Origin of the sequence: Sorangium sp. So ce119, assembly GCF_051524405.1 — a bacterium.
Classification (GTDB): domain Bacteria; phylum Myxococcota_A; class Polyangia; order Polyangiales; family Polyangiaceae; genus Sorangium; species Sorangium cellulosum_G.
In genome coordinates, this window is record NZ_CP150310.1 from 6423720 (window position 1) to 6435819 (window position 12100).

Here is a 12100-nt window from a genome sequence, read left to right on the forward strand (position 1 = left end):
GTGGCGAACTCCATGGCACTTACTTCCTCCACGCTGGCGCGGCAAGGCGCGTTCCCGACCGGTTGGCCTGCCATGCTGCGACTCGGTCCTTCGCATCGCGCCGCCCCGGGTCGACCCCCATGGATGGGGGCTGCCCCGCGGGGATGAGCGGATGAGCCAGCCAGGGACCGAAGGCCGGGCGTGGCGCGCGTCAGGGCGCGATGCCGTGCTCGGCGAGCCAGGTGAACGTCAGGTCGTAGAACAGGGGCGCGCCTTTGCCCACGTCGATCGAGTGGCCGCTATCTGCGCTTCCTCCGACTCCGGCTCTCCCTCGGGCTCCTCTTCTCCTCGCTCGCCGGGGTGCGGGCCGGCGGGAGTTCCCCGCGGCGCGCATCGCCGGACGAGCGTTCGTGGCAAAGCAGGATGAGGCCTGTCGATAGGCCGATCGATCCGCGGGCGGCGTGGCCCGGGAGGCCAGAACGGCCGCGCCGCGTCCCGGCTCGATCCTTCGTTCCCGGTCGCGCGCGGAACGTTCAACCGGGTTGAAGGAACGTGCGACCGCGCGCCGGGCTACGGCGCGTACTTCGCCACGACGAAGTCCATGTTGCCGAGCGGGTCGAGGAGCCCGCCGCCGTACTCCACCGCCCAGGCGGAGTCGAACATGACGCCGCTGAAGAAGACGTTCCCCGCCGCGTCCACGGCGAGGCCCCGCTCCTCCTCGGCGCCGTGCAGGAGCGAGTAGGTCTGGAAGGCGTATCCCCGGCTCCACAGCAGCGAGCCCGCCGGGTCCAGCCTGGCCAGGAAGCGGCTCATGGCGAACTCCGAGAACGAGGTCATCAGCCCGCCGCCGAGGTCCACCACGCCCCGGTAGTGCCCGAGCAGCACGATGTTGCCGGCGGCGTCGAGCGCGAGCGCGCTGGCGTCCTGCTGCGACGCGTTCCCGAGCGCCTTGCCCCACAGGACGCCGCCGCTCCCCGCGTCGAGCTTCGCGACGAGGGCGTCCGTGCTCCCCGCGCTCGTCAGCGTCGCCCCCCCGCCGAGGCCCACCTGCCCGCCGAACCACCCCGCCACGACGAGGCCGCCCGCCCCGTCGAGCGCCGCGCCCGTCACCTGGTCGTCCTCGGGCCCGCCGATCACCCGGCCCCAGACGGTCGCGCCGCTGCCCGACGCCAGCCGGACCACGAACCCGTCCTCCCCGCCCGCGCCGCTCACCGGCCCGCCGCCGAGGTCGACCCAGCCCTGCGTCCACCCCGCGAGCACCACGTCGCCCGACGGATCCGCCGCGAGATCCTTCGGCCACATCACGTACTCCACGTCGAACCCTCGGCTCCAGAGCGGGACGCCGCCGGCGTCGAGCCGCAGCACGAACGTCCTGGTGATGTTGCTGGTGGGCAGCGGACCGAGGCCGAAATCGAGCGGGCCATAGTAGCGTCCCGCCACCGTGATCTCGCCCCCGGGGCCGACAGCGATCACCTCCGGCATCTGCGCGTCCGCGGCGCCGTACCGCTGGCTCCAGAGCGTCGTGCCGTTCGCGTCGAGCCGCAGCACGAAGATGTCCGGCCCGCCCGCGCTGACCAGCGGGCCGGCCCCGAAGTCCACGGTGTTCCAGAACGACCCCGTGACGATCACGTCCCCCGACGCGTCCGTGGCGATGCCGAAGCCGATGTCCGGGCCGTCGCTGCCGAAGCTGCGCGCCCAGAGGGGGTTGCCGGCCGGGTCGAGCTTGATCACGAACGCATCCACCCCGCGCCCGCCCACCAGCGTCTGCGACCCGACGGGCAGCGACCGGCTGAAGCTCCCGGTGAGCAGCAGATTGCCCGCCGCGTCCGTCGCGATGTCGTACACGAGCCGGTTGCCGGCCTGGGCGACCGCGTCGCCGAAGAGCTTGCTCCAGAGGTGACCCGGCAGGCACCCCACCGCGCCGTTGCAGTCGATGTCCGTTGTCGAGGTGCACGCCTCGCTCTCGGGCCTCGCCTCGCCGAAGCAGGGCCCCCACGCCGTGCCGGTCAGGTTGCACGCGCGCTGGCCCGCATGGCACGCGCCGACCGCCCGCGTGACCTCGGGCCCGCCGTAGCAGGCCTCCGTCGCCCCCGGCGCGCAGATCGGCTCGCAGATCAGCGCCACGTGCGCGCTCCACACGCTCAGCGCCGCGGCGCCCCCGGCGAGGTCGCTCTCCAGGTACACGCCCGACCGACCGCACGGGTCGGTCGACTGCGGCCTGGCGTTCGGCGACGGTGCCGCGAGCGGCTTCACCAGCTCGCCCTGCGCGCGCAGCGCGGAGAGCTCCGCCGCGTCGAGCTCCTCGAACACCGTCGGGTCCCCGGTCAGGAGCAGCCGCCCGTCGGCCGTGGCGAGCGGCTCCGCCGCGCGGCGCTCGATCGCCTCGATCTCGGCCGCGAGCGGCGCCTCCGCGCCCCCCGCCGAGACGAGCACGATGCGGTCCGCGTCGAGCGCCGGGTCGAGCGCCACGTGGTAGGCGACCCGGGCCGCGCCGAGGTCGAGGCGCAGCCGCTCCCCCGGCGGCAAGGCGCCCACGTCGGCCTGCGTGACGCGCACGTGGCGGACCGACAGCGCGGCCCCGGCCGGCGCGTCGCCCGCGGCGGTGCAGCCCGCCGCGCTCGAGGCGGCGATGGCCGACGCGGCGACAGGGATCCAGCGTGAGAAGGCGACAGAGCGTTGCTGGTGCAAGGGCGTCCTCCTGAGAGCGCAGGTTGCGACCCGCCGCCCAACCGATCTGCGGCGAGCGATGGTGGCGCTCGAAACCCGACAGAGTACCGCCCCGCGCCGCCGCCTCGCGAGCGAAATCACCGGCAGACGCCGCGTTCTCCCCCGCGCCGTGACGGTCGTCGCGCTCGTCACACGCGTCACACTCGCCACACGCGTCGCTCGCCGAGGACTCACGTGGGCTCGTGTCGCACCGCGGTCCGCGCTCTCGCTCGCGCCCTCGAGATTCAGGCGAGGAGCGCCGCGAGGAGCGGGATGTCGTCTTCCAGCGTGTTCGTGGTGCGGTAGGGCTGCCAGCCGAGCTCGCTGCGCGCGCGCTCGTTCGACATCCGGTTGTCGAGCGCGAGCAGCATGGCGAAGAACGGCCCCCAGAGCGCCGCCGCCTGCTCGCGCGAGGCGCTCGCGACAGGCACGTTCAGGGCGCGGCCTGTCCATCGGGCCACGTCGCCCGTCGCCACGTTCGCGCCGGCCCCGTTGTAGATCCGCCCCGGCGGCGCCTTCTCCAGCGCGAGCACGTACAGCTCGGCCAGATCGTCGACGTGCACGCTGGTGACCTGGTTCTCGCCCTGGCCGATGTGGTGGGCGGCGCCGTGCTGGCGCGCGGCCGCCACGAGCCTCGGCGCGACGGCGTGGGGCGCGTCGCTGTGGGTGAGGATCGCGGGGCGGATGACCGCGCTCCGGATCCCGCGCTGCGCCGCGGCCAGGTAATCGCCCTCGACCTCGCGCCGCACCGCGGCCCCGTGGCCGGGCTCCGACGGGTGATCCTCGTCCACCGGGGCGGGCCCCGTGTTGCCCACCACGCCGGTGGCGGTCGTGCCGATGAGGCATTTGCCCGTCCCGGCCAGCGCGTCGGCGAGGGCCTGCGCCACGCGCCGCTCCTGCGCCACCGCCGCCCGGAGATCGCCCCCGCGCATCTCGAAGGCGAGGTGCACGGCGGCGTCCGCCGACCGCGCCGCCTCGGCGAGGACGTCCACGTCGTCGAGCGACGCGCGGAGCGGCTCCGCGGGCACGCCCATGTCGCGCAGGCGCCCCGCGCTCGCCTCGTCGCGCACCGCCGCGAGGACGGCGTGTCCCTTCGCGTGGAGCCGCCGCGCGACCCGTGACCCGATATACCCCGTCGCGCCGGTGATCAGTATTCGCATTCGCACGTTCCTTTCCCCTGTGAGCCCCTCGCCCCGCGCGCCCCGAAGATCGAGGCTCCCCACACAGAAGTCGAGTGAATAGGATGTATACAGATCATGAATGGGAATTATGACAAGAACCTCGACCTCAACCTCCTCCGGCTCTTCGTGATCGTGGCCGAGGCGGGCAGCGTCACGGCGGCGGCGCGCCGCCTCTACCTCACCCAGCCCGCGGTGAGCGCGGCGCTCCGGCGGCTCGCGTCGGCGGTCGGGGCGCCGCTCTTCGTCCGCGCGGGGCGCGGCCTCGCGCTGACCGCGCGCGGGCAGCGGCTGCTCGCGTCGGCGCGGCCGCACCTCGAGGCGCTCGTCGAGGCCGCGCTCTCCCCGGCGGCGTTCGACGCGGCGACGAGCGAGCGCACGGTGCGGCTCGGCCTCTCCGACGCGACCGAGGCGTGGCTCCTCCCGTCGCTCCTCCGCGCGCTCGCCGAGGAGGCGCCGCGCCTGCGGCTCGTCGTGATCCCGGTGCAGTTCCGCACCGTCGGCGACGCGCTGGGCTCCTCGGCGGTGGACCTCGCGGTGACCGTGGCGGGCGAGCTGCCGGCCGGCGCGCGGCGGCGCGCGCTGTTCACGGGGAGCTTCGTGTGCCTCTTCGATCCGCGCCACGCCCGGGTGGGCAAGCCGCTGACGCTGGCGCGCTACCTCGCGCACGAGCACGTCATCGTCTCGTACAACGGCGATCTGCGCGGCGTCATGGAGGACCGCCTCGGCGTGCAGCGGCGGGTGCGGGTGTCGGTGCCGAGCTTTCACAGCATCGGCGCCGTCGTGGAGGGCAGCGCCCTGCTCGCCACGGTGCCTCGGATCGTCGCGCGCGAGATCACGTCGCTGCGCCCGCGCCTCCGCGCCGCGGCGCTGCCGGTCGCCCCGGAGGGCGCGCCGCTCGAGCTGCTCTGGCGGAGCGCGGTCGAGGACGATGAGGCCATCCGCTTCGTGCGCGACCTGGTGACGCGCGTGGCGAAGGCGCTGGAGCGCCCGGCGCGCCGCCGCAGCGCGCCGCCTTCCACGTGAGCCCCTCTCGGAGCACCCGCGCGCGTCTCTCCATCAAGTGGCCACACAAATTGTGACTACCACTAGAAAGGCCAAATACGTTCAAGACATCATGCAGTGCGCCAACACAACGTGTGTCTCCGGGGCCATGAATCCGTCCATCTCGGGCCTTGCGGACTCATCCACGATGACTGATAAAAGAAGTCTGGCCGGGGGGAGACTGGCTTGACCGCATGGTGTTCTCGCTCCCCTGCATCGACGTCGCGGACTGGAAGACATTCGAGCTCCTCCAGCTCGTCCTCGACACCGTCCCGGATCCCGTCTTCGTCAAGGACCGGCAACACCGCTGGATCGCTTGCAACCCGGGTTTCTGCAGGCTGATCGGGCAGCATTACGACGATCTGATCGGCCGCAGTGATCCGGATTACTGGCCCAAGGAACAGGCCGATGTCTTCTGGAGCTTCGACGATCTGGTCTTCAACTCCGGTGAGCCGATCGAGAACGAGGAGGTCGCCACGGGCTCGGACGGGGTGACGCGCACGATCTGGACCCGCAAGTTCCCGATGAAGAACGCGCAGGGCGAGGTGGTCGGCCTCTGCGGGCTCATCACGGACATCACCGACCTGAAGCGGCGGCACATGGAGGCCGAGCGGATCGCGGCGGAGAACCGGGAGCAGCGCGCGATCATCGACGCGCAGGCGGCGCTGCTCGATCGCGTGGCGATGCCCGTCATCCAGATCTGGCAGGGGATCCTGCTCATGCCGCTGGTCGGGGAGATCAACGACCGGCGCGCGGCCCAGGCGCTGGAGAGCCTGCTGCAGGCCATCGGGCAGCGAGGCGCGGAGTTCGTGATCCTCGACATCACCGGCGTGCCGGGGATCGACACCGCCGTGGCGCGCCACCTGGTGCGCGCGGTGCAGGCCGCGGAGCTGCTCGGCTGCCGGAGCGTGATGGTGGGCATCGGCCCCGAGATCGCGAGGACGCTGGTGGGGCTCGGGGTCGACTTCAACCGCATCACCACGCAGGGCACGCTCCAGAGCGGGCTCGCCTACGCGATGAGCCGCCTCGGCGCGCAGCGCGGGCTCGGCGCGCTCGCCCGCTGAGCCCCGGCGGGGGGCGGCCGCGCCGCGCGCGGCCCCGCGGAGGCCCGCGTCACCCGCCCCAGAGCGCCTTCACGCCGTCGGCGATGAACTGCACCGCAATGGCGGCCAGGATCAGGCCCATGACGCGCTCGAGCACGGCCACGCCGGACGCCTTGAGCGCCCGCTGCAGGAGCCCCGCGCCGCGCAGCACGAAGTAGGAGGCGACGAAGGTGATGACCACGCTGGCGAGCACCAGCGCCATCGCGACGAGGTCGCTGCCCCCGCGCGCCATGAGCACCATCACGGTGGCGATGGCGCCCGGCCCGGCCAGGAGCGGCATGGCCAGCGGCACCAGCGCCACGTCCTCCTTGGCGATGCCCTCCTGCTCCTCGCGCGGGGTGGTGCGCGTCGCGGACGCGCGGGCGCGCAGCATGTCGAGCGCCGTGATCAGCAGCAGGATGCCGCCCGCGACGCGGAACGCGCCCAGCGAGACGCCGAAGACCTTGAAGATGACCCCGCCGAAGAGGGCGAAGAACAGCATCAGCCCGCCGGCGACCGCGCACGCCCGCCGCGCCGTGCGCCGCACCTTCTCCGGCGGATCGTCGGCGGTCATCGTCAGGAACAGCGGCACGATGCCGATCGGGTCCACGACGAAGAAGACCGCCGACAGCGACATGAGGAACAGCGAGACGTACCCGCTCATGACGGAGGGTGACCGCTGGGGTACGGACGGTCCAGCCCGGCGCCCTCCCGCCACGACAGCTTCAGGTCTTCGGGATCCGCCACGTCACGCCGGCGCGGAAGAAGAACGTGTTCGGGAGGCTCTGCCCGCCTCCGGGGATGCCCTCATCGTCGTCGTTCATCGGCTCGAAGCGGCGGAACAGGCTGTGGCCGGTCTGGGCGGTCAGCCACACCGAGGAGAAGGCGCGCACGCCGAGCGTGACGCCCGCGGTCGCCACCGCGTAGGCGATGTGGTCGACGCACAGCTCGGGCCGCGCCACCCGCTCATCCTGCTCGGTCGCCGGGTCGTCGGCCGGCCGGGCCGCGCAGGGCCACGCGCCCGTGACGCGCGCGTCGCGCACCGCATAGGCGTTCCCCGCCACGTCCGCGCGCAGGCCGATCTCGAGGCGATCCCAGAACGTGAGCTTCGCCGCGGCGAAGCCCGGGACGAAGGCCTCGAGGCGGAAATACGGGTTCGGCGTCCAGTCGACGTAAGCGGCGGGCAGCGGGAGGAACGAGCCGAAGCTGAACGACGCGAGCGCGCCACCCCCGAGGACGAGCTTCTCCGAGAGCGTGTGGGTCGCCAGCGCGAGCCCGCTCACGCGCGCGAGCCCGCCGTCGAGGCCCTCGAAGTCGCCCGCCAGCCCCGGCGCGACGCGCAGCGAGAGCGACCAGTCGCGCGGGAGGAGCTGGACGAAGAGCAAGGGGACGTCGACGGCGTGGAACGCCCGGAGCTTGTCGAAGCCGGGCGGCGCCTCGGCGTACGAGACCGCCTCGACGTGGTATGTCGCCCCCGGGATCAGGTACGTCCGCTCTCCGAGCGGGATCGGCACATTGGCGCTCACCTCGTACGACGTGACCTGCGCCCGCGCGGGGCGCGGGTCCTCGAGCGCGACGCCCGGCATGTACTGCGCGCTCAGGTCCACGAGGTCGGGGAACTGGGCCAGCGCCACGCCGGGCGCGAACACCCACAGGAACGCCGCCAGGGCGAGGAGCCGCGAGGTCCGCGCGCTCCGGCGGGGGGCGCCCTCCCCTCGCCTCGCCGCCAGGGAGCGCGCGACCGGACGATCGGCCCGCCTCATCGCGCCACCCGCTCGTCGAGCCAGTCGAACAGCCGCGCCTGGGCGAGGAGCTGGTTGCCGCCCTGGCAATGCACCTGCGACGCCGTGCTCGCGTCGAACACCATCATGTGCTTCGGGCACGTGAGCGCCGCATGGAGGCGCTCCGACTCGCCCGGAGACGCGTCCTCGGCGCTGCCCTCCATGATCAGCGTCTCGCAGCGGATGCTCGCGACGCCGTCGCTGTTATCGTACTTGCGGAGCTCGTCGATCACCTCGTGCGGCGTCGAGACGCCGTGCTTCCATGTCGCGTCGTCGAAGTACCAGCGGGCGTCGGGCAGCACGACCGACGCGGCGTCGATGGCGCGGTCGAAGGCCGCTGGCCCGCGCTCGTGCAGCTCGAGCAGGCCGGGCATCGCGGCGAAGTGGCGCAGCATCGCGTCGCGCCAGCTCACGACGCCCGGGTTGGCGACGAGGGCGCGCAGGCGGCGCTCGCGCGACGCCGCGCGCGGCGCGAGGTAACCGCCGAACGACAGGCCCATCAGCACGAACCCACCGGGGTCGAAGCGCTCGTCGCGCTCGGCGAAGTCGAGCACGCGGCCGACGGGGACCTCCCAGTCGGGCCGGAACGGGTGTCCGTGGAGGCGCAGCGAGGCGCCCTGGCCCGGGCCGTGGAACGAGAGGACGTGGTAGCCCCGCTGGAGCGCGCCGTCGATGACCCACATCGTGTCCTCGGGCCACGCGTGGAGGCCCTGGTGCAGCACGATCACGGGGGCGCGCGCGACGCCGGGCGCGTAGTGGGCTCGCCCGTGGAGCACCCCGCGCTCGTAGGGGATGTCGACCTGCCTCGAGTCGTAGCCCCGCAGGCGCAGCGCCCGCCCGTGCAGGTCGAGCCCCGCGATCGTCGCCTCGACGAGGCGGGGATCGGCGCGGTCCGCGTAGCGCATCAGCCCGGCCCGGTAGTACGCGCCCGCGCGGAGGAAATGCGACGCGGCGCTCCGCGTGTGGCCGCGGGCCTCCGCCTCCTCCCCGTAGCCTCGCACGCGCTGCGCGGTGGCCAGCCACTGCTCGAACCACGAGCGCTCGTCGCCCGGGCGGATGCGCGTCGCGGTGTCGAGCACCTCGCCGACGTCGGTCAGGCCCATCGACGCGAGGCCGAGCCAGAACACGATCTGCGCGTCCATCACCGGCTGGCCGATGAACTTGTAGCGATGCCAGACGCCCGCTGCCCGGCGCTGCCCGAGCACGTCGTCGCCGTGGAACCGCGCGGACGCGACCTCCTGGTCGAGCCCGCGGCGGCCCGCGGCGAAGCCGAGCGCGGCCGCGCCGCCCCCGACCGCCGTGTGGGTGAGAAAGCTCCGCCGATCGATCATCGGTGCACCTCCAGCCCTGGATGAAACAAGTGATTGAAACACATGTTTCAACGATTGACGCCCGCGCGCGGGCTTGTCAAGGTGCGTTTCAAACAACTGTATGAACGACCGAGACCGACCCGCCCACGCGGACGATCCACGTCAGAGGCTCGTCGTCGCTGCGATCGACCAGATCGAGAAGCACGGCATCGGGCAGGTGACGGTGCGCAAGATCGCGGCCGCGGCCGGCGTGAACATCGCCGCGGTGAACTACTACTTCCGGTCCAAGGAGGCGCTGCTCGCGGCGGCGCTCGAGGGATCGATCCGGCACATGCTGGCGGACGGCGACGAGTTCCTCGCCCGGATGCCTGGCGACCCCGTGGGGGCGCTCCGCGGGCTCCTCGGCTACTACCTCGAGGGCAGCCTGCGCTATCCGAACATGGGCAGGGCGCACCTCCACGGCGCGTTCCACGCCGACGACTACAGCGGTCCTTTTCCCACGCTCTTCGCGCCCGTGATGGAGCGCCTGCGCGATCTCGTCCAGGCGGCCGTGCCTGGGCTCGAGGAGCGCGCGGCCGCGCAGCGGGTCGTGGCCGCGCTCTCGTCGGTGTTCTTCCCGGCGTTCTTCGCGGGGCTCTATGGAGGGCTGAACGCGCTCGGCTCGCCGGCCGACCGCCTCGCCTACGTGGAAGAGCTGGCGCGGCGGACGCTGGCGCCCCCGGCGGCCAGCGCCTCACCGGCGCGGTGACGGCGCGCGCCGCCGCGGCGCCAGCTCATGGCGTGGGGGCTTCGCTCGCCTTGATGCGACGGACGCCTTCCTCGAGGGTCATCTCGTCGTCCCGGGTCGTCTCCCAGTGGGTGACCACGTAGTTGGGCTCGAGCAGATCGTCCGCTGCGTCCATGGCCGCCAGGTGGGCCGGGCTCATGACGAACTCGTACATCGCCTCGGTCGACTCCCACACGGCCAGCGTGCGCCCGGAGCCGCACGACGTCGACCGGGCGAGCTGGATCGCCAGGAGCCCGCGCTGCGACGCGAGCTGCGCCTGGATCGCCCCGAACGCTTGCCCGTAGCGCTCCATCACGGCGTCGCCCGGCCTCGGAATCCCGAAGGTCGAGCTGACCGTGTACGACGAGCCCTCCGGGGCAGGCCGGAGCTTCCCGGTGGCGGGATCGACGCCGGGCCCGCTCAGCGGCTCCGCCTGCAGATCGGCCTCGAGCACGCCGCCCGTGCACTCGGGGGCGGAGGGCTCGGGCGTCGCCGCGCCGGAGTCCGAGCCGCACGCCGACAGGGTCACCCCGAGCGCCGCGAGGACGGCGGCGGCGATTGCGCGCGATGATCGCTCGATCATGGCGGTCAACGCGGGATTCAACGTACGTGTCATCATGGTCATGGTCCTTTCCGTGGCGTGCGCTGCGGGGAGCTCAGTCGGCGCGCGAGACGATCCCGAAGACGAGCTCGGGGAACGTCCGCTCGAGGCGGCGTGAGTGGAAGTTCGTCCGGCGGCCCATGCTCCGCACCTGCACCGGCGTGCCGACGGGCGGCGCGTCTCCCAGCGTGACGGCCCACGTCAGGGCCTCGCCGGCGCGCACCGCGACATAGGTGTACGAGCCGGCCGGGAGGCGCTCCTCGACGCGCCCCGCGATGGGCGCGCGATCGGCGGCGGAGCGGGAGAGCTGGCCGAGCGGGCTCGCGGCGATCGCGCCGAGGGGCCCCGCGGCCGAGGAGGGCGCGTCGAGGTGCCACGCGAGCGCGAAGAAGAGCGCCGCGAAGGCCGTGAGGCCGAGGAGCGGCTTGACGAGCCGGCGCCGGACGGACCGCGGCGCACAGCTCCGCGCCGCACGGGCAGAGGAGACGAGCGTCATCTGGGACTCCTTGGGCGCGCTGCGGGCATCCCGTCACGGGTTCGCCGCCGCGCGACCGAACAGACCTCCGTGCCCGGAGGCCCGCGGATCGTTCAGTCGATTCGCGCTTTTAGAGAACGCGGCCGACGCAATGAGCCGCCGTCGATGACGACGCAACGCGTCATAAGCACGCACCCCGTGCAACGCCAGTTCGGGCGGGTCGGCGCGGAGAAGGATTGTCTTCCCTCGTGGGCAGCGCAGATAACGAGGCCGTGAGCATCCAGGACGACGCCCCGCTCCTCCAGGTGATGAGCCACCTCGGCATCGACCAGGAGGCGCTGCTCGGCATCGGCGGTGAGGCCTGCGTCTTTGCGATCGACGAGGACAGGATCGCGCGGGTCCACCACCCCGGGACCGCGCGGGAGACGGTCGCTCGACGGGCCCAGTTGCTCGATGACCTCCACCGGAGCGCGGGCGCGGTGCCGTTCTCGATCCCGCGCGTCCTGGAGATCACCGAGGCTCACGGGCGCGTCCTCACGATCGAGCCGCGCCTCGCAGGGCGGCCGCTGCTGCACGTGCTCGGGGAGGTGGCGGGGGCCGAGCGCGACCATCTCCTCGTGCGCTTCCTCGACGCCTCCACGCGCCTCTGCGCCCTGCGCCTGGACCATGCCTGGTACGGCGACCTGTGCGAGCCGGAGCCGATCCGGGCGAGCTGCCAACGCTCCTACCTCGAGCAACGCGCGAGGAAGAGCCTCGCCTGCGCCGGGGACGCCTTCGCGGGCGTCGATCCAGCGCGGCTGGCGGCCGCGCTGCCCGAGCCGGCCCGGCCGAGCTTCGTGCACCTGGATCTCTTCCCGGGCAACGTGCTCGTCGAGGGCCAGGAGGTGAGCGCCGTCGTCGATTTCGGCGGCCCCTGCGTCCTGGGAGATGCCCGGCTCGAGCCGCTGTCGGCCGTCTGCTACCTGACGCCGTTCATCACCCCGACCGCCACCGCGCGCGATCGACGCCTCGCCCGGGAGTGGCTGGAGGGGCAGCGCCTGGACGCGCTGCTGGAGCCGGCGGAGCGATGGCTCGCCGCCCGCTGGTCGTTCGCGCGAGACGATGTGAGCCTGCACCGATGGTGTCAGCACGTGTTGCTCGAACCCGCGGCGCCTCCGTGAGGAGCACAGGCCACGCGC

Annotated in this window: 11 protein-coding genes; 4 read left to right on the forward strand and 7 right to left on the reverse strand. The window is 73.0% G+C overall.

Annotated elements, in window-relative coordinates:
* Positions 1-549: 549 nt before the first annotated feature.
* Positions 550-2667: a hypothetical protein gene (locus WME76_RS24205; RefSeq protein ID WP_437954646.1), complete on the reverse strand. Its 2118-nt coding sequence runs from the start codon at positions 2665-2667 to the stop codon at positions 550-552.
* Positions 2668-2930: 263 nt separating this feature from the next.
* Positions 2931-3845: an NAD-dependent epimerase/dehydratase family protein gene (locus tag WME76_RS24210; RefSeq protein WP_437954647.1), complete on the reverse strand. Its 915-nt coding sequence runs from the start codon at positions 3843-3845 to the stop codon at positions 2931-2933.
* Positions 3846-3941: 96 nt separating this feature from the next.
* Between WME76_RS24210 and WME76_RS24215 the strand changes: the two genes are divergently transcribed.
* Complete coding sequence (locus WME76_RS24215; protein WP_437954648.1) at positions 3942-4889, forward strand: LysR substrate-binding domain-containing protein; 948 nt, start codon at positions 3942-3944, stop codon at positions 4887-4889.
* A gap of 212 nt (positions 4890-5101) precedes the next feature.
* Entirely contained in the window at positions 5102-5971 is an 870-nt protein-coding gene (locus WME76_RS24220) for a PAS domain-containing protein (RefSeq protein ID WP_437954649.1), read from the forward strand.
* 49 nt (positions 5972-6020) lie between these two features.
* Here the strand turns inward: WME76_RS24220 and WME76_RS24225 are convergent, their stop codons facing one another.
* The 3 genes from WME76_RS24225 to WME76_RS24235 form a co-directional block, all read right to left on the reverse strand.
* A complete protein-coding gene (locus tag WME76_RS24225) occupies positions 6021-6653 on the reverse strand; it encodes a MarC family protein (RefSeq protein WP_433926894.1) in 633 nt (210 codons plus the stop codon).
* 61 nt (positions 6654-6714) lie between these two features.
* Positions 6715-7752: a DUF6268 family outer membrane beta-barrel protein gene (locus tag WME76_RS24230; RefSeq protein ID WP_437954650.1), complete on the reverse strand. Its 1038-nt coding sequence runs from the start codon at positions 7750-7752 to the stop codon at positions 6715-6717.
* Positions 7749-9101: an alpha/beta hydrolase family protein gene (locus WME76_RS24235; RefSeq protein ID WP_437954651.1), complete on the reverse strand. Its 1353-nt coding sequence runs from the start codon at positions 9099-9101 to the stop codon at positions 7749-7751. Before WME76_RS24235 ends, WME76_RS24230 begins: the two co-directional genes overlap by 4 nt.
* Positions 9102-9201: 100 nt before the next feature.
* On the opposite strand from WME76_RS24235, the gene WME76_RS24240 reads away from it, so the two are divergent.
* Positions 9202-9828 carry a TetR/AcrR family transcriptional regulator gene (locus tag WME76_RS24240; RefSeq protein WP_437954652.1) on the forward strand — a complete coding sequence of 209 codons (627 nt, stop codon included), beginning with the start codon at positions 9202-9204 and terminating at the stop codon, positions 9826-9828.
* Positions 9829-9853: 25 nt separating this feature from the next.
* On the opposite strand, the gene WME76_RS24245 is transcribed toward WME76_RS24240, so the two are convergent.
* The gene (locus WME76_RS24245; RefSeq protein WP_437954653.1) at positions 9854-10465 is read right to left on the reverse strand and encodes an antibiotic biosynthesis monooxygenase family protein; all 612 of its coding nucleotides are present in this window, start codon (positions 10463-10465) and stop codon (positions 9854-9856) included.
* Positions 10466-10502: 37 nt separating this feature from the next.
* Positions 10503-10943, reverse strand: coding sequence for a hypothetical protein (locus WME76_RS24250; protein WP_437954654.1), 441 nt, complete (start codon positions 10941-10943; stop codon positions 10503-10505).
* A gap of 227 nt (positions 10944-11170) precedes the next feature.
* Between WME76_RS24250 and WME76_RS24255 the strand changes: the two genes are divergently transcribed.
* Positions 11171-12082: a phosphotransferase family protein gene (locus WME76_RS24255; RefSeq protein ID WP_437954655.1), complete on the forward strand. Its 912-nt coding sequence runs from the start codon at positions 11171-11173 to the stop codon at positions 12080-12082.
* The last annotated feature ends 18 nt before the right edge of the window (positions 12083-12100 follow it).